This window comes from Microbacterium sp. 22242, assembly GCF_052045495.1.
In the GTDB taxonomy this organism is placed as follows: domain Bacteria; phylum Actinomycetota; class Actinomycetes; order Actinomycetales; family Microbacteriaceae; genus Microbacterium.
Genome location: NZ_JBQEOZ010000007.1, coordinates 78414 through 95152, shown reverse-complemented (window position 1 = coordinate 95152; position 16739 = coordinate 78414). Strand labels below are relative to the sequence as shown.

Genomic DNA, 16739 nt, shown 5'->3' with positions numbered 1-16739 from the left:
GGAGGCTGGCCCCCGTCCGCCGCAGGAGCTAGGTTCTCAGTGTGAAGCATCCCGCGGTGATCGCGTACACGGTGGCCGGGCTCGGCGTCGCCGCGCTCGTGGCTCTCGCCGCAGCGCCGCTCGTCGGTGCGGCCACGGCAGCTCCACGCGCCCAGCCGACCGCGGGGACCGCGCCGGCGGCGACGCCGGACCCCACGCCGACCTCCGACCCCGACCGCGTCATCTGGCTCGGGGACGGGATCAGCGTGAAGGCGGGCGATCTTCCGAGCGGGTGCACGACGTATTCGAAGATCGAGATCTTCCGCGTGGACGCCCACGGTTCGGTGCCCAGCGCCGAGTACGGCAGGCTCATCGGCACGGCCCAAGATCGCGGTGCATCGCAGGGCGCCACCGGCACGGTGAACCGTGACGCCGCGGGGGACATCGTCAGCTACACGGCGGCTCCCGGCGACGACCCCTGGAGCGTAGGCGACCGTCTCTGCACGAACCCGCTCATGGTCGGCCGGTACAACCACATCGGCACCGACCGGGGCGATCACGCGCTGCAGCCGGGCGAGACCGTGGTGATCCGTCCCGACATGAACGTCGAATGGGCGCCCGGGGCCTGACGACTGCGACCGGAAGGCCGGCGGATCCACCGCCACGCGCGGGATCCGCCTCGATTCGGCCTCGCCTGCGTTTCCGTATAGACTTGAACGGTTGTCGCGGGGTGTGGCGCAGCTTGGTAGCGCGCTTCGTTCGGGACGAAGAGGCCGCAGGTTCAAATCCTGTCACCCCGACAGCATGGAGAGGGACCGATCCGACGGATCGGTCCCTCTCTCCTTTCCCACCGCAGCCCCAGATCCCACAGTTCCGCACTTATGCAGCTATTATGCGTAAGAGAAGGAGGATCGGGCATTACTCGGGGCGTCAACGGCGGGTTGACGACGGGGGTTGTGTCAGAATCGACCATGGCCAGAGAGTCCGCCCTGCGCTTCGGCGCTCAGACCGACGAGGTCACCAGCCTGCTGCGCATCGTCAACCTCGTGCGCACCGGGGAAGCCTCCACGCGCCCCGAGATCGGCCGGCTGACCGGCCTCGGCCGCGGCGTGGTCACGCAGCGCGTCGAGGCGGCCATCGAGATGGGCTTCCTCGAGGACGGCGCTTTCGGCCCCTCCTCCGGCGGCCGGGCGCCGCGCACCCTGGGCTTCCGCGCCGACCGCGGCCTCATCGTGGTCTGCGCCCTGGGCGCACTGCACATCCACGTGGGCCTGGCCTCCCTGAACGGGGAGATCCTCGCGCAGGACCACCGCTCGTGGGACATCGTCCGCGGTCCAGCGGAGACACTGGACGCGACCGTCGCGATGGTGGACGGGCTCCTGGCCGAGATGGACGGCCGTCCGGTGTGGGCGGTCGCGGTCGGCGTTCCCGGCCCGGTCGACTTCGCATCGGGAACCGTGGTCGCCCCGCCCATCATGCCGGGGTGGAACGGCTTCGATGTGCGGCGCCGGTTCGAGCATCGGTTCGAGGCGCCGGTATGGGTGGACAACGACGTGAACATCCTCGCTCTCGCCGAGCGCGTGCACCGCGAGGACGACGCGATCGACCTCATCTACTGCAAGGTCGGCAGCGGCATCGGCGCCGGATTGCTCTCACACGGGCATCTGCACCGCGGGGCGAACGGCGCCGCCGGCGACATCGGCCATGTGCGGGTGCACGACTCCGAGATCCTCTGCCGATGCGGGAAGATCGGATGCCTCGAGGCCGAGGCCGGCGGCTGGGCGCTGGTGCGGGACGCCGAGAGCGCGATCGCCGAGGGCTCCGGCGGCAATCTCGCGGCCCTGCACGAGCGCGGTGAGCAGATCACGCCCGAGCGGATCTGCCTCGCCGCACAGGACGGCGACGCGCTCGCGATCTCCCTGGTGCAGCGGTCGGCCCGGCTGATGGGCGAATCCATCGCTGCTCTCGTGAACATGTTCAACCCGGCCACGATCGTCATCGGCGGCGCGATGGCGAGCGCGGGCGAGATCTACCTCGCCGGGGTGCGGCAGCGGGTGTACGAGCTGTCCCTGCCGCTCGCCACGAGAGACCTCGCGATCCAGCCCTCGCAGAACGACGTGACCGAACCCCTGCGCGGCGGTGCCGAGCTCGCGATCGAGCAGCTCTTCGAGGTGACCCTCCCGCGCTGGTTCGCGACCGGCCGTCCGTCGATCGAGAGCGTGAAGGCGGGATGACCTGCGGAGGCGGCCGGGCGTGCCCCGGCCGCCTCCGTCAGCGCCTCAGGACTTCGTGGAGAACGCGGCGTCGAACGCCGCTGCGGGCGGGGTGATCGCGTTCAGATCGCGCACGAACCCGAGCGCCTCGGGTGCTCCCCGCAGGCGATCCATGCCCGCGTCCTCCCACTCGACCGAGGTCGGCCCCTGGTAGCCGATCGCGTTCAGCGCACGGAAGATCGGCTCCCACGGCACCTCGCCGTGGCCGGTGGACACGAACGTCCAGCCGCGGCGCGGATTCGCCCACGGCAGGTGCGAGCCGAGCACGCCGTTGCGGCCGTCGAGGTTCGTGACCGACTCCTTCACGTGCACGTGGAAGATGTCGTCGGCGAAGTCCAGGATGAACGCCACCGGGTCGAGCTGCTGCCACATGAAGTGCGACGGATCGAAGTTGAAGCCGAAGCACTTCCGGTGCCCGATCGCGTCGAGGGTCGCCTTGGCGGTCCAGTAGTCGTAGGCGATCTCGGACGGGTGCGGCTCGAGCGCGAAGCGCACCCCCTCCTCCTCGAACACGTCGAGGATCGGATTCCAGCGGTCCGCGAAGTCCTGATAGCCGGCGGCGATCATCTCGTCGGAAGCGGGCGGGAACATCGCCACGGCCTTCCAGATCGACGACCCGGTGAAGCCCGTCACGGTCTTCACGCCGAGCTTCGCCGCGAACCGCGCGGTGTCCTTCAGCTCCTCCGCCGCCCGCTGCCGCACGCCCTCCGGGTCGCCGTCGCCCCACACCCGGTCGTTCAGGATGTCGCGGTGCCGCTGATCGATCGGATCGTCGCAGACGGCCTGGCCGGCGAGGTGGTTGGAGATCGTCCAGACCTTCAGGCCGTTGCGGGCGACGATGTCGCGCCGGCTCTGCACGTACTCCTCGTCCTCCCAGCGGGAGACGTCGATGTGGTCGCCCCAGCAGGCGATCTCGAGGCCGTCATAGCCCCACTCGCCGGCGAGCCGGGCGACCTCCTCGAACGGCAGATCGGCCCACTGGCCGGTGAACAGCGTGATCGGACGGCTCACGCGAGCACCACCTCTCGTTCCACGGGGACCCGGTTGGCGACGTAGCGGCCGGGACCGCCATCCTCCCCCGGCATGATCTGCATGTACAACAAGCGCATCGTCAGCACGACCTCGACCGTGAGCTTCTCGCCGACGGCCGGCACCTCGTCGAGCAGGATCACCACGTCCGGCCGATCGGCGACGAACCAGAGCGTGTCCCACTGCTCGGGAAGCTCCTCGATCCGGTAGGCGCGCCCGTTCAGCTCGAAGCGCAGGCGCTCGCGCGGGATCGCCGCGCCGTCGACGGTCGCGTCGACGCCGTCGACCGCGGAGAGCCAGAGGCTGCGGTACCAGGGCAGCTGCACGGAGACGGCGATGCCGTCGTCGCGACGGCGGACGTCCCGTTCGGAGAACAGGGAGTTGTGAGTGGCCATGATGTCTCCTCAGGCGAAGGTGTCGGTGAACGGTTCGGCGACGGATGCTCCGGCGGTCGCGTCAGACATGCGCCGTCTCCTTCTCCGCGACGGCATCCTCGATCGCACGTCGCATGAGCGCGTGCTGCTTCTTCACGAGGTCGATCGGATCCGCCTCGCCGAGGTCGGAGAAGGCGTGGCCCTCCCACTCGCTGGAGAGGAATCCGCGATAGCCTCCCGCGACGAACTGGCGCACGATGCGGGGGATGTCCATCGCCGGCTCCTCGCCGTCCGCGCCGATGTCGTAGAACTTCGCGTGCACGTGGAAGATCTGCGGCATGATGTCGAGCCACTCCTCCGGCGGCACGAGGCCGTGCATGTTGAACGCGAGGCGCGTGAACGGGCCGAAACGCGCGGGGTCGACCCCCTCGCCGGTGAGATAGTCCTCGAACTTCTGGTTGCGCACGTGCATCGGCGTCGGCTCGTGCCAGATCTCGTCCATCACCGGGAAGTGCTTCTCGTCCAGGCCCATCGCGGCGAGCTGCGAGAGCAGGGTCGGCGAGAGGCTGTGCATGGTCGACGAGAAGTCGGCGGTGAAACCGAGGCGGTCGGACTGCAGCTCGTCGTACATCTCGCGCATCTTCAGCACGGCCGGGTCGTTGGGTCCCGAGGGCGCGTGGATCTCGTAGCCGAGCTTCTGATCGTACTTCTCGGCGAGCGGCAGCAGGCTGCGCAGCAGCTCCCGGCCGTGCGAGCGGATCACGACCTTCGTGAAGCCGAGCGTGTGCGCGGTCTTCAGCTGCCGGGCCAGGAAGTCGTGCTCCTCGTCGGGGGTCATGTCCCTGTCCTTGCGGCGGCCCATGTCGAGGTTGGTGCCGACCGCGCTGGGCTCGAGCTCGTGCTTCTCGAGCGTGTCGAACCACAGCTTCACGAACTCCTGGTCCACGTCGGGGTAGGTGCGCAGCAGCTGAGCGATGTTGAACTCCACGCCCGGCCCTATGCCGTTCTCGGCGACGGCCGCGATGAGCGTCTCGGGAGAGTACAGCCCCGCGGCGAACTCGCTCGTCATCGAGTAGAGCGTCGTGCCGAGCCGGATGCCCGTGCCCGCGATCCCGTTGTCTGCCATTGTCTTCTCCACCTTCTCTGTCATCCGAGCCTCCCTGTCCCCCTCGCCGGCGTCCGGCGCCGACCGCGGTCAGGCGCGCAGGCGCAGGAGGCGATCCTCCGCCGCGTCATCCCTGTCGTCCCCGCTCGCGACGGCGGTCCACGCGGACGACGCCGCCGCGCTCTCCTCGACGGCGGCGAGCACCCGCTGCACCGCCAGCCCGTCCTCGAAGGACGGATGCGGATCGGTGCCGTCGTGGATCGCCGCGACGAGGTCGACCACCTGATGGCTGAAGCCGTGCTCGTAGCCGAGCATGTGGCCGGCCGGCCACCAGGCCGCGACGTACGGATGCACCGGCTCGGTCACCAGGATCGTGGTGAACCCCTGCACCCCTTCGGGCGCCGTGCGGTCGTAGAACTGCAGCTCGTTCAACCGCTCCAGGTCCCAGGCGAGGGCACCGCGGTCGCCGGACACCTCGATGGTCAGCGCGTTCTTGCGGCCGGTGGCGAAACGGGTGGCCTCGAACGAGACGAGGACGTCGTCGCCGAGGCGGCCGGTGAACAGCGCAGCGTCGTCCACGGTCACCTCGCCGTACCCCTCGGCCGCCGCTCCGGCCAGGCCGGAACCGGACGCCAGCAGCGGGCGCCGCTTCACGATGGTCTCCACCGTGCCCGACACGGACCGCACGCGCTGCCCGGTCACGAACTGCGTCATGTCGACGATGTGCGCACCGATGTCGCCGAGGGCGCCGGAGCCGGCCCGGTCCTTCTGCAGCCGCCAGGCGAGCGGAACCTCAGGATCCACCAGCCAGTCCTGGCGATAGGCGGCGCGCACCTGCTGCACGCGGCCGATCCTGCCCTCGGCGATCAGGTCGCGCAGCAGCGTCACGGCCGGCACGCGGCGGTAGGTGAACCCGACCATGGATCGGATCCCCTGCTCCCGGGCTCGCGCCGCGGCGTCCGCCATCGCCTCGGCCTCGGCGACGGTGTTCGCGAGCGGCTTCTCGCAGAGCACGTGCTTGCCCGCCGCCAGGGCGGCGATGGCGATCTCGGCGTGCGAGTCGCCGGGGGTGACGATGTCGACGATGTCGATGTCGTCCCGGGCGATGACCTCACGCCAATCCGTGGCGGACTCGGCCCAGCCCCACCGCGCCGCCGCCTCCGCCGTCGCGCCGACGTTGCGGCCGACGAGCACCGCCATCTCGACCTGCTCGGCGAGGGCGAACACGTGCGGCGCCTGTCGCCAGCCGACCGAGTGCGCCGCCCCCATGAACCCGTGGCCGATCATCGCGACGCGCAGGCTCATGCGCGGGTCCGTTCTGCTCGTCCGGGCGCCAGGGACGCTTCCGCGCCGCCCCACTCCCCCAGCCACTGCTGCAGCTGCGTGCGCGCCGCCTCCGCATCCGTGGTCATGACGGATCCGGCGTCCTGCGCGGCCGAGCGCTGCACCCGCTGCTCGCCGGCGATGATCTCGAACGGCGACTGCCAGTGGTTCCAGTGCCAGCCCTCGTACTCGCTCGAGATCGCGCCGTCGTAGCCGTTCTCAACGAGAAGCTTCACCAGGTCGCGCACCGGGACCGAGGGCTCCTCGCCGTGCTCGTCGATCCCGAAGAACTTGCCGTGCACGTGCTTGATCCACGGCATGATCTCGAGCCAGTCGTCCACGCGCGCCGGGCCGAACAGGCCGGTGCCGTTGATGCCCAGGTCGATGCCGAGGTCGGGGCGACCGTTCTGCGCGGCCAGCCCGATGAACCGTCCGAAGCGCTGTCCGTGATCGGCCTGGTCCGCCGGCGGACCGGCCTGGTAGAACTCGTCCCACAGCTCGACGACCTTGCCGAGCAGCTCCTCCGAGGCGCCGCGGCGGCGGTACGCCTCGAGCAGCGACGGGGCGAATCCGGAGACCGTGGCTCCCCAGTCCATGGTGAACCCGAGGAACGGGGATCCCACCTTCTCGTAGCGGTCGCGCAGCGCCAGGATCCGCGGGTGCGAGGCGTACTGGTCGGCGTGCACCTCGAGCGCCAGCGTGACGCCGTACCGCTCGGCGATCGGCGCGAGGGCCTCCATCGAGTCGGGCTCGATCGAGATCTGCACGCGCGCGATCGGGAAGCCGAGCCGTGCGGCGGCCTCGATCTGGCGGCGCATGTACTCGATCAGCTCGTCCTGGTTCAGCAACCGGTCGCGGTGGATGCCGATGTCGGCGTTGATCGCGAGCGAGGTCTGCACCAGGCCGCTCTCGGCGACGAGGTCGCGGAACCAGCCGGCGTAGGCATCGTCGATCTCGGGGAAGCCGCGGAAGCTGGAGAAGCCGATGATCTCGAGGCCGGGGCCGTAGCCGTCCGCGGCGACCTTGCGGATGAGGCCCTCGAGGTCGTGTTCGCGGGCGTGGAACGCGCGGGTGAAGCTGTACAGCGTCACGCCCTGGATCGGGGAGCCCAGGCGCTCGGGAGCCCGTCCGGCGGGCGCGGAGATCGGACCGGGAGCGGTCATGCCGCCACCTCCTGTCGTGCGGTCATGGTCTTGCTGTCCTGCTCTTCGATGTGCAGCACCTCGTTCTCGCCGATGACGATGTACGGGATGTACAGCGTGAGCTCGACGTCGACGGCGTGCTCCTGGTCCGGCGCGACGGCGAGGTCCCCGGAGAGCACCGCGGAGTCCAGCGGGAACCACCAGTCCTCGGTGTCGTCGACCATGTCCGCGAACGCGAACGTCCGGCCGTTGAGCTCCCAGCGCAGCGACTCGGCCGGAGCTGCGACCCCGTCCACGGTGAGCGACGCGCCGGCGATGCACGACGCCGGCAGGGCGCGGTACCACGGGATGCGGACTTCGACCGCGGCGCGCACGCCGTCCGTCGTGAGCGTCCCCTGCTCGATGATGCGATCCGGAATCACAGCGTCCTCCTCGACACTTAAATCTTGTTTCGACAATCTTATGTCTTAAAGCTACCTAAGACAAGCGGCGGACGATGCTCCGTGCCCCGCGGATGCCGAGAGCGACCGACGTGAGCGTGGGATTGCACGCCGTCGCCGTCGGGATGACGTTGTTGCCTGCGACGAACACCCCCGGCGCCCCCCACACCTCGCTGTCGGGCCCGCAGACGCTCCGGCCGTCATCGCTCGCGCCCATCCGCGTCGCGCCCTGGTAGTGCAGCGACGCGCCGGGGGGCATCGTGAACGGACGCTCGCCGAGCGGCTCGCCGACGGCCTCGGCGAGCTCCACGATGCGGGCGCGCGCCCGGTCGAGGACCTCGTGATCGCGTGCGGTGAGGCGGTAGCGGATCCGCATCGCGGGCAGGCCGTAGGCGTCCGTCGCATCGTCGCGGAACTCGACGCGATCGTCCCACTGCAGGTCCTTCGCGGTGAACAGGCCGAGGCCCACGATCGATCCCGGCACGACCGGATCCTCGTCGGCGAGCGGCACGGGCGAGGCGTCCAGCTGCATGATCTGGCCGTGGAACGGCTCCTCGTCCGTGTACGGCACCCAGCTCACCCCGCTCTGCTCGCTGATCGCGCCGTCGATGACGTCCCGCTCGCCGAACGACTCCCCCGAAGCGCCGCCCGCCCGCGCCGCCACCTCGGCGGCATCCGCGATCCGCGCGGCGTACACGACCTGCGCCTGGTCGTTCAGCATCCTTCCGAGCGCCGCAGGACGGATCCCGGAGGCGTACAGCACCTGCGCGGTGCGCAGGCCGTCCGCCGCGACCACGACGAACCGCGCCCGGACCGTGTGCTTCTCCCCGGTGCGACGATCCTGCACCTCCACTCCGGCGGCGCGACCGTCCTCCAGGAGCACGCGGAGCACGAGCGTCTCGTCGTGCAGAGCGAAGTTCGGGTTGGCGCGGGTCACGTCGCCCATCACGACATCGGACCCCGACCAGACCAGGGCGCCGTCCTCGCGGCGGTGCACGGCGAGCGGCATCCGCTGCACGCGCGCCCCCTCCTCGCGACCCGGGTCGACGGCGTCCGCGAGCCGCTCCCGCACCAGGGCCGTGAACGGCGCGTCGTCGAACGCGTCGGTGGTGACGCCGAGCAGCCGGTCGGCCTCGTCGAGAAGCTCGTCCAGATCCGGCAGGAACGGGATCCGCTCGCTGCCGCCGGGACGGGGGCAGGCGCCGGTCCAGTGCGCGCCCATGCCGCCCACGTTGCTGGAGAAGGCGATCACGGGCAGGCCGTCCTCGCCGTCGACCCGGAACCCGTCCTCGAGCAGGTAGGTGCCCGGGCGCGCCGTCCTGGCGCCGGCCTTGACCGCGCCGGGGCTGCTCACCGTCTCGGCATCGCGAGCCGGGCCCTGCGAGGCCGCCTGGGCGGCGCGGCGCTCCTCGGCGTCGACGATGTTCTTCACGTGCGCGCCGGCCGGTGCCGACACGGTCGGCCCGACCTCGAACATCGCGATCACGGCCTCCGGCGCCTCCTCGCTGAGGATGCGCGCGTAGGCGGCGCCGTTCGGGCCGCTGCCGACGATCGCGACGTCGACCGCGGCGGGGTACCGGCTCACGCGGTCACCGCCAGCTCGCGGATGAGCGCGACGGACGCCGCGGACTCCTGCGTCGGGTAGTACTCCAGGCCGATCGGGCCGTCGTATCCGGACGCCCGCAGGATCCCGAGCCGCTCGGCCCAGTCCAGCGAGCCGCTGCCCGGCTCGCCGCGGCCCGGTGCGTCGGCCAGCTGCACGTATTTCACGATCGATCCGGCGTTCGCGAGCTCGGCGGCCATGTCCTCCCCCTCGACGGCGGAGTGGTAGATGTCGTACAGCACGCCGAAGAACGGCGAGTCCACCCCGCGCGCGACGTAGACGGCCTCGGCCGTGCGGTCCAGCAGCGATCCCGGGTGGTCCACGCGGACGTTGACCGGCTCGAGCACGAGCGTGATGCCGGATCCGTCGATCTGCGCGGTGGCCTTCTGATAGATCTCGACGAGCTTGTCGAGCTGCACCTGGCGCTTCCAGCCGCCGAACCCGGTGCCGCTGCCGACGACCAGGCGCGGGCAGCCGAGGTCCTGCGCGATCACGACGCCCTCGTCGAGCTTGCGGAAGAACTCCGAGTGATCCCACGGCGGGATCATGAACTGCGTGCGCGGCTCGGCGAGCTGAGCCGTCAGCTGCACCCCGCTCTCCTCGAGCGCGGCCTTCAGCGCCGGCAGGTCCTTGGGCGTCGCCGGGGCGTCGGCACCGGTGGGACCCCACATCTCGACGGCGGTGAACCCCGCGGCCGCGGCCGCGCGCACGCGGTCGTGGTAGTCGCCGGCCTCGGTGAAGAGGAGTTCGATGTTGGGGGCGAGCTGGTACATGATTGCCTTTCGGATCGGTCCCTGAGCCTGTCGCAGGTCAGAACATCGGGTGGTCGTGGACGGCGTGCGCCGGGACCTGTTGCAGCACGTCCCAGTGCTCGACGATCCGGCCGTCCTCGAATCGGTAGAGGTCCGCGACGGCGGCGTCCGGAGTGCCGGGTCGGGAGGCTTTGACGTGCACCATGGCCAGGTCGCCGTCGACGAGGATCCGCTGGATCTCGAAGCGCGCCTCGGGGCTGCCGTCGAAGGAGGGCGTCAGCGCATCGACCGCGGCGGCGGGGCCGTCGGGGATGTTCGGGTTGTGCTGGCGGTAGTCGTCCGAGACGAGCAGGGCGAAGGCGTCCGCCACCCTCTTCTCGGTGTAGAAGAGGGTGCAGAACCGCTCGAACGCGGCGCGGTGATCGGTCATGACGTGGCCTCCATCAGTGCGGCGACGGTGACGGGGCCGAGCAGCCCGGTCGGATCCTGCTGCGCGAACGCGGAGAAGAAGTCCGGCTGCGCCTTGGCGAGCGTGTTCACGACCTCGATCACGATCGTGTTGTCGGCTCCGAGAACCCCGGCGGGGACGTCGAACGCGTACGGCGGTGCGATGCGGGTGCCGAGGTCGACGCCGTTGACCGTGACGCCCGCGAGCTCGAACACCTCGCCGAGATCGATCCGGTGCCGGCCGCGAGGCTCCGGGTGAGCGAATCCGCCCTCGTAGCGGATCGTGCCGCTGAACCGCGGCAGCAGTCCCGGGGCGTTCAGCGGGGTGAGCCCGTCCAGGGTGCGCCAGGGGGTGAAGGCGGGATAGGCGTCCGCGGTCGCGAGCGAGACCGCCCACTCCGTCCGCACCTCGCGCGCGGCACCGACGACGGCGGCGGGAGCGACCTCCGCGCCCGCCCAGGCCGCGGGATCCCCCACGAGCACGACCGCGGATGCGCCGGGGGCGAGCACGAGCGGCACGGCGGTGGTGTTCCCGTCCCGCCGGCTCGGCAGCGCGGTGAGCGTGCCCGCGAACGCGTCGAACACCACCGCCTCCCCCGCCCGCGGCACGAACGCCTCGGTCGAGACGACGTCCGTGGCCGACTCGTTGACGAGCATGATCACGTCGGCCTCGCCGAGATCGCGCCGGCAGACCCGCACCGACGGGGCCGCGTCCGCGAGGCGCACCGCCCGGCCGGTGAGGGATGCGGCGCACACGGCGAGCTCGTCCAGACCCACGGGGCGGAACCGCTCGCGCAGCACGCCGGGCCGTTCGCCGTCGACCGCGGGGACCTCCTCGACGAACACGACGGGCACTCCGGCGTCGTCCAGCCGCAGCAGCTGGGCGGCCACGGCCGCGGGAAGATAGGCGCTGCCCGGCACGATGAGCGCGTCGAAGGTCTCCGCGCCGAGCCCGAGCGCTGCCCCCGCCCGCGCCGCGGGGAGGGCGTCCGCGGGCACGATGTCCGCATCCAGCTGCGCCTCCATCAGCCGGCGCAGCGGGCGCTCGCACGGCTGCGCGGAACCCAGCCACTCCGCCTCGGCGTGGTACAGCACTGCGAAGGGCGCCACGTGCGCGCCGCCGCGGAGCAGGTGGCTGAGCCGGTTCGTGTAGGCGCTCAGCAGGTGCTGGTGCCGGAACTGCGGGTTGTGGCCGCGGGCGGAGAAGTGCGGAGGGCAGTCGAGGTCGGGGAACGGCGCCGGCGAGAACGCGTGCGGCACGATGTGCGTGACGCCGCGGACGAGCAGGTGGTTCGTGAGCCAGGTGAACAGCCGCAGGCCCGCGTACCAGCCGTAGGCGCCGATCGTCTCGCACATCGAGCGGCCCTGCGTGGCGGGATCCAGGTGCGCCGCGGAGGAGGCGAGCTTGGCGAGGCCGAAGTGGAAGAACTCGCCGTCGGCCGCGCCGGACATGTTCGCGAACGGGCCGCGGGAGAAGCCGGGCACCGCCTGGCCGCCGATGATGTCGATCCCCGCCATGTCCTGCCCCGCCATGGCGCGGAAATAGTGTCCGGCGCCCGGCCCGAGCCGTGTGTGCGCGCCGTTGTCCTCGATGACGTGGCCGATGTACTCGACGCCGTGGGCGCGGCACCAGTCGCCGATCTGCCGGCTGAAGTTCTCCGAGTAGAGCCGGCTGATCACGTCCATGTAGGCGTGCCGCACGCGACGCTCCGCACCGCCCGCGGGTTCCCACAGCAGCGGCAGGAGCGGCGTCGCATCCTCGCCGAGGGCGTCGCCGAGTGCGGCGGCGACCTCGTCGTTCCAGGACAGCGGCACGCGCTTGCCGAGCGCGGATCCGAAGTCGAAGGTGTCCGGATCGTTGTAGAGGCCCGGCTCGTCGCTGAAGAACCCGGCGATGGTCGTGCCGAACTCGGCCGCGTACCGGGCGTGGATCCGCTCGTGCACGCTGTCGAGCAGCAGCCGGGTCGAGGCCGGGTCGAGGTAGTCGATGTGATCCGCGTGCGGCGCGCTGCCGCCGTCTCCGCTGACGGACAGGAAGAACACCCGCCACCAGCCGTCCGGGACGTCCCAGTGCAGGATCCCGTCGGCGATCCGGTCGGTGAGATCCAGCGGGTCGCCGATGAGCTCGGCCGAGTCCTCGGCGCGCCGATACGCGATCACGCGCAGCAGGCGGCCGGGATCCTGGGCGGCGGCGGGACCCCAGAACTGCCGTCGCTCGACGATGAGCGACGCTCCGCGCGCGGGCCCCACCACGTCGGTCCGCCGTTCGGTCAGGAAGCGCCGCCGCAGCTCGGGCGGGGCGGACGCGACCGCGCCGCCGGCGTGACCGGTGGGGAACGTGTCGTCGTCGAAGAACCATACGGTCATGCCGCGGCGGCGCGCGATCTCGAGGACGGCGTCGACGTCGCGCCACCAGCCCTCCTCGAGGAACTCGGGGTGCGGGCGCGCTTCGAGGATCACGGCGCCGATGCCGGCGTCGCCGATGCGCTCCATCTCGGCCCTGACGACGTCGACCGGCCCGCCCTTCTGCCAGAACAGGGGCATGATCGCGTTCGGGACATCGCCCCGGATCGCCTCGAGCAGCCGCGGCGACGTCATGACTCCTCCCGCAGGTGCACGCGCGTCGCCGTCTCGGACGTGCCGTCGCCGACCGCGAGGGTGAAATCCCCCGCCTCGAGACGGCGGGTCGTGCCGTCCGCCCAGAAGGACAGGTCGTCGGCGGTCAGCCGGAAGGAGACGTCGGCCGTCTCACCGCGGCGGAGCGGGACCCGCCGGAACCCGCGCAGCCGGCGCACCGGCTGGGTCGCACTGGCGACCTCGTCGGTGACGAAAAGCATGAGCACGTCGTCGCCGTCGCGGTCGCCCGTGTTGCGGACCGTGACCGAGACCTCCAGGCCGTCAGCGACGAGCCCGGCACGGGTGAGCACGGCCGGGGACACCGCGACCGGGCCCAGCGCGAACGTCGTGTAGCTCAGCCCGTGCCCGAAGCCGAAGCGCGGGCCGAGCGGCAGGTCGAGGTACTTGGACGTGTAGTGGTCGTCGGTGTTGTTCGGGCCTGCGAGCTCGAGGGCGGCGCCCGTGAGCAGCGCTCCCCCGGTCCGCGCGGGGCGGCCCGTGCGCTCGTGGTCGTGATGGATCGGGATCTGCCCGACCGCACGCGGGAACGTCATGGGCACGCGCCCCGCAGGGTTCGCCCGGCCGGAGAGCACGGCCGCGAGCGCGGCCGGCGCTTCGACACCGCCGTGCCAGCCGCAGAGCACCGCGTCGACGCGCTCGATCCAGTCCTCCACCACGAGCGGGCGACCGGTGGCCAGCACGACCGCGATCCGCGCGCCCGTGTCGGCGACCGCATGGATGAGCCGGCGCTGCGCCTCGGGCAGGGAGATGTCGGCACGGGAGGCGGCCTCGCCGGACAGCGTGCTGGGCTCGCCGACCGCGAGCACGACGAGATCCGCTTCGGCGGCCCGCGCCGCGACGGCCGCGAGCTCCGCGTCCGTCGCGGAGAAGAAGTCCGCACCGGGCTGCACATCCCACTCCACGCCCGGCAGTTCCGCCGCGAGCGCCTCGGCGAGGCTCTCCCGCACGGGGGCGGCGAAGTGCTGCACCCAGGCGCCGAGGTGGTCGCGGCTGTGCGCATAGGGACCGGCGAGCAGGATCCGGCCCTGCCGCGGGAGGGGCAGCGCCCCGTCGTTGGCGAGCAGCACCGCGCTGCGCTCGGCGGCGCGCCGGGCCAGCGCCCGGTGCTCCGCCGTCGGCGCGGTCACGGCGGACGCGGCGTCGACGTACGGCCGCTCGAACAGGCCGAGGCGCTGCTTCAGCGAAAGCACCCGCCGCACGGCCTCGTCGACCCGGTCCTCGGACAGCTCGTCCCGGGAGAGCAGCGCGACGCCCTCCTCGTCGACGAGCAGGGCGCCGCCCATCACGACGTCCACGCCGGCCTCGATCGCGAGGACGATCGCGGCCCGCTCGTCCACGGCGATCCCGTGGTCCACGAGCTGGGCGACGCCGTCCGCGTCCCCCACCACGACGCCGTCGAAGCCCCACTCCTCGCGGAGGACGCCGGTCAGCAGGGCGCGGTGCGCGTGCATGGGATGCCCGTTCAGGGCGTTGAACGCCGCCATGACCGTCAGCGCGCCCCGCGCGATCCCGGCGCGGAACGTCTCCAGGTAGGTCTCGCGGAGCCTGCGGTCGGAGACGTCGGTGGTGTTGTAGTCACGGCCGGCCTCGGCCGCCCCGTACGCGACGAAGTGCTTCAGGCAGGCGGCGACGCCCTCCGCGGGATCTGCACCCTGATAGCCGCGCACCTTCGCCGCGGCGAAGACGGATCCGAGGTGCACGTCCTCGCCGCACCCTTCGACCACCCGACCCCAGCGCGGGTCCCTGGTGACGTCGACCATGGGCGAGAAGGTCCAGTTCACGCCGTTCGCGCGGGCCTCCGCGGCGGAGACGCGGGCGTCGTCCTCCGCGACCGACGGATCGAAGCTCGCCGCCTGCGCGAGCGGGGTGGGGAAGATCGTGAACTGGCCGTGCACGACGTCGAGCGCGATCAGCAGCGGGATGCCGAGCTCGGTCTCCTCGACGGCGATGCGCTGCAGCCGGTTCGTCTCCGCAGCGCTGGGCGGCCAGAACGTCGAGCCCAGTCCGCGCCGCACCAGCTCGTCGCGCTCCGCGGCGTCGCGACGCCACACGATCTGCAGCTGCAGCAGCTTCTGCTCCCAGCTCATCCGGGCGAGCAGCTGCTCGAGGTCCACGGTCATCGAATCCCTCCTCCGGCTGGCACGCGATAGCGGAACCGGCGGAACACGACCTCGCCCGCGCCGGTCGCGAACAGGGCGGGGCGCAGGCTCTTCAGGTCGTTCATGGTCGCCGAGTGCGCGCCGGCCGTGTCGTAGCGGACGCCGTGCCGCTGCCATTCGCCGCCGGGGATGCGATGCCAGCCGGTGACGATGTGCTCGTCGTTCACGAGACGCAGCTGAATCGTGCGTCCCGGCTCCACGGGCTCGCGCCAGTGGGTGCGGATCCCGCCCGCATAGCTCTGCATCGCCGCGCCGTCCCAGCCGATGCCGAAGAACATGCGGTCGTTGAAGTACAGCAGCAGCCCGCCGGCCGCCGAGCCGCGCACCTCGAGCTCGACCTCGATCTCGTATGCGGCGTCCATCGCCCACGTGGTGAGCGGGGAGGAGTCCGCGGGCGAGGACCCCGTGCCCCTCAGCACGAGGCCGTCGTCCAGGCGCGCCCGGTCCGCCTCGGCGGGGCCGGGGTTGTCGAACACCCAGCGCTCGCCCCAGGCGAGCGTCGCGAAGTCGTCGGACGGCGCGGGCACCGCCAGGGGCGTCGTGGCGGCGGAGGGCTTGGCCAGCGGGATGCCGAGGTCGGTCGCGGGGGCGACCGGCCAGCCGTCCTCGGTCCACTCGATCGGCTCGAGCAGGGTCTGCCGCCCGAGAGTGCGGAAGCCGTTCCGGTATCCGTGCGACACCATCCACCAGCCTCCGTCCGCGCCCTCGAGGATGGTGGCGTGGCCGCGCGACCACCATGCCTCCGCGGCGGACCACGTGCGCGCGACCGGGTTGTGCGGCGAGTTCTGCCAGGGCCCGAGCACCGACCGCGAGCGCGCGACGATCACCATGTGCCCGGTCGCAGGGCCGCCCGTGCCGCCGACGGCGCTGACCAGGTAGATCCAGCCGTCGCGGCGGAAGAACTTCGGGCCCTCGAGGGCGTACGCCTCGGTGACCCACTCGTCCGGGTACCGCCAGCCGTCGTACGCGGGCTCGAGCGGGGTGACGGCGCGCAGGCCGTCCCGGCTCAGCCGGCACCGGCGGATCCCGTTCACGAACAGGTACCGCTCGCCGTCCTCGCCGACGACATGGCCGGGGTCGATCGCCCCGGTGATGCCGGTCGGCTCCGGCGCGGTCCACGGCCCCTCGGGGCTGTCCGCGTGCATGACCCAGACCTCGGGTTCGCTGATCGCGTCCGACCACGCGCTCGGGATGAACGGGATGTACAGGTACACCCGCCCCTCGTGCGCGACGAGGTCGGGCGCGAAGACGGTGCTGACCGGATCCTGCAGCGCACAGGTGACGAACGTCCAGTTCACCAGATCCGGCGAGCGCCAGATGGTCAGCCCTGGCGCGGCGTCGAACGACGAGTACGTCAGGTAGTACTGGTCGCCGATGCGGAGGACGCTGGGATCGGGGCGGTCGCCCGGCAGCACGGGGTTGCGGAAGGTGCCGTCCCCGAGATCGGAGGCGGCCCGAAGCGTCGTGTCCATCCGG

14 protein-coding genes and 1 tRNA gene are annotated in these 16739 nt (G+C 71.7%); 3 read left to right on the top strand and 12 right to left on the bottom strand.

Annotation, left to right across the window (positions count from 1 at the left end):
* Positions 1–41 precede the first annotated feature (41 nt).
* The 3 genes from ACTJJZ_RS09790 to ACTJJZ_RS09780 all read left to right on the top strand — a co-directional run bounded on the left by ACTJJZ_RS09790 (position 42) and on the right by ACTJJZ_RS09780 (position 2213).
* Positions 42–608 (top strand): hypothetical protein, encoded by a 567-nt coding sequence (locus tag ACTJJZ_RS09790; protein WP_440720993.1) that lies wholly within the window; start codon positions 42–44, stop codon positions 606–608.
* Between the two features lie 97 nt (positions 609–705).
* Positions 706–779 (top strand) — tRNA-Pro (locus ACTJJZ_RS09785).
* 171 nt (positions 780–950) lie between these two features.
* Positions 951–2213: an ROK family protein gene (locus ACTJJZ_RS09780; RefSeq protein ID WP_440720992.1), complete on the top strand. Its 1263-nt coding sequence runs from the start codon at positions 951–953 to the stop codon at positions 2211–2213.
* Between the two features lie 45 nt (positions 2214–2258).
* Here ACTJJZ_RS09780 and ACTJJZ_RS09775 read toward each other — a convergent pair whose 3' ends face one another.
* The 12 genes from ACTJJZ_RS09775 to ACTJJZ_RS09720 all read right to left on the bottom strand — a co-directional run bounded on the left by ACTJJZ_RS09775 (position 2259) and on the right by ACTJJZ_RS09720 (position 16735).
* On the bottom strand, positions 2259–3263 hold the full coding sequence (locus ACTJJZ_RS09775; protein ID WP_440720991.1) for a sugar phosphate isomerase/epimerase family protein: 1005 nt from the start codon (positions 3261–3263) through the stop codon (positions 2259–2261).
* Positions 3260–3676, bottom strand: coding sequence for a C-glycoside deglycosidase beta subunit domain-containing protein (locus ACTJJZ_RS09770; protein WP_440720990.1), 417 nt, complete (start codon positions 3674–3676; stop codon positions 3260–3262). Before ACTJJZ_RS09770 ends, ACTJJZ_RS09775 begins: the two co-directional genes overlap by 4 nt.
* A 61-nt stretch (positions 3677–3737) precedes the next feature.
* The gene (locus ACTJJZ_RS09765) at positions 3738–4805 is read right to left on the bottom strand and encodes a sugar phosphate isomerase/epimerase family protein (RefSeq protein WP_440720989.1); all 1068 of its coding nucleotides are present in this window, start codon (positions 4803–4805) and stop codon (positions 3738–3740) included.
* Between the two features lie 45 nt (positions 4806–4850).
* Positions 4851–6065: a Gfo/Idh/MocA family protein gene (locus ACTJJZ_RS09760; RefSeq protein ID WP_440720988.1), complete on the bottom strand. Its 1215-nt coding sequence runs from the start codon at positions 6063–6065 to the stop codon at positions 4851–4853.
* Positions 6062–7246, bottom strand: coding sequence for a sugar phosphate isomerase/epimerase family protein (locus ACTJJZ_RS09755; protein WP_440720987.1), 1185 nt, complete (start codon positions 7244–7246; stop codon positions 6062–6064). The genes ACTJJZ_RS09760 and ACTJJZ_RS09755 overlap by 4 nt, the downstream gene beginning before the upstream one ends.
* On the bottom strand, positions 7243–7647 hold the full coding sequence (locus tag ACTJJZ_RS09750) for a C-glycoside deglycosidase beta subunit domain-containing protein (protein WP_440720986.1): 405 nt from the start codon (positions 7645–7647) through the stop codon (positions 7243–7245). The genes ACTJJZ_RS09755 and ACTJJZ_RS09750 overlap by 4 nt, the downstream gene beginning before the upstream one ends.
* Positions 7648–7702: 55 nt before the next feature.
* Positions 7703–9250: a GMC oxidoreductase gene (locus tag ACTJJZ_RS09745; RefSeq protein ID WP_440720985.1), complete on the bottom strand. Its 1548-nt coding sequence runs from the start codon at positions 9248–9250 to the stop codon at positions 7703–7705.
* The gene (locus ACTJJZ_RS09740; RefSeq protein WP_440720984.1) at positions 9247–10041 is read right to left on the bottom strand and encodes a TIM barrel protein; all 795 of its coding nucleotides are present in this window, start codon (positions 10039–10041) and stop codon (positions 9247–9249) included. The genes ACTJJZ_RS09745 and ACTJJZ_RS09740 overlap by 4 nt, the downstream gene beginning before the upstream one ends.
* 37 nt (positions 10042–10078) lie before the next feature.
* Complete coding sequence (locus ACTJJZ_RS09735) at positions 10079–10450, bottom strand: nuclear transport factor 2 family protein (protein ID WP_440720983.1); 372 nt, start codon at positions 10448–10450, stop codon at positions 10079–10081.
* A complete protein-coding gene (locus tag ACTJJZ_RS09730; protein WP_440720982.1) occupies positions 10447–13065 on the bottom strand; it encodes a hypothetical protein in 2619 nt (872 codons plus the stop codon). Before ACTJJZ_RS09730 ends, ACTJJZ_RS09735 begins: the two co-directional genes overlap by 4 nt.
* Entirely contained in the window at positions 13062–15224 is a 2163-nt protein-coding gene (locus tag ACTJJZ_RS09725) for a glycoside hydrolase family 3 N-terminal domain-containing protein (RefSeq protein ID WP_440720981.1), read from the bottom strand. The genes ACTJJZ_RS09730 and ACTJJZ_RS09725 overlap by 4 nt, the downstream gene beginning before the upstream one ends.
* Positions 15221–16735, bottom strand: a complete 1515-nt coding sequence (locus ACTJJZ_RS09720; protein WP_440720980.1) for a family 43 glycosylhydrolase — start codon at positions 16733–16735, stop codon at positions 15221–15223. Before ACTJJZ_RS09720 ends, ACTJJZ_RS09725 begins: the two co-directional genes overlap by 4 nt.
* Positions 16736–16739: the final 4 nt, after the last annotated feature.

Excerpts from the sequence above, each read along its gene's own strand:
- ACTJJZ_RS09780 (WP_440720992.1), top strand. The coding sequence starts at position 951 with ATGGCCAGAGAGTCCGCCCTGCGCTTCGGCGCTCAGACCGACGAGGTC.
- ACTJJZ_RS09765 (WP_440720989.1), bottom strand. The coding sequence starts at position 4,805 with ATGACAGAGAAGGTGGAGAAGACAATGGCAGACAACGGGATCGCGGGC.
- ACTJJZ_RS09740 (WP_440720984.1), bottom strand. The coding sequence starts at position 10,041 with ATGTACCAGCTCGCCCCCAACATCGAACTCCTCTTCACCGAGGCCGGC.
- ACTJJZ_RS09735 (WP_440720983.1), bottom strand. The coding sequence starts at position 10,450 with ATGACCGATCACCGCGCCGCGTTCGAGCGGTTCTGCACCCTCTTCTAC.
- ACTJJZ_RS09725 (WP_440720981.1), bottom strand. The coding sequence starts at position 15,224 with ATGACCGTGGACCTCGAGCAGCTGCTCGCCCGGATGAGCTGGGAGCAG.
- ACTJJZ_RS09770 (WP_440720990.1), bottom strand. The coding sequence starts at position 3,676 with ATGGCCACTCACAACTCCCTGTTCTCCGAACGGGACGTCCGCCGTCGC.
- ACTJJZ_RS09755 (WP_440720987.1), bottom strand. The coding sequence starts at position 7,246 with ATGACCGCTCCCGGTCCGATCTCCGCGCCCGCCGGACGGGCTCCCGAG.
- ACTJJZ_RS09730 (WP_440720982.1), bottom strand. The coding sequence starts at position 13,065 with ATGACGTCGCCGCGGCTGCTCGAGGCGATCCGGGGCGATGTCCCGAAC.
- ACTJJZ_RS09760 (WP_440720988.1), bottom strand. The coding sequence starts at position 6,065 with ATGAGCCTGCGCGTCGCGATGATCGGCCACGGGTTCATGGGGGCGGCG.
- ACTJJZ_RS09720 (WP_440720980.1), bottom strand. The coding sequence starts at position 16,735 with ATGGACACGACGCTTCGGGCCGCCTCCGATCTCGGGGACGGCACCTTC.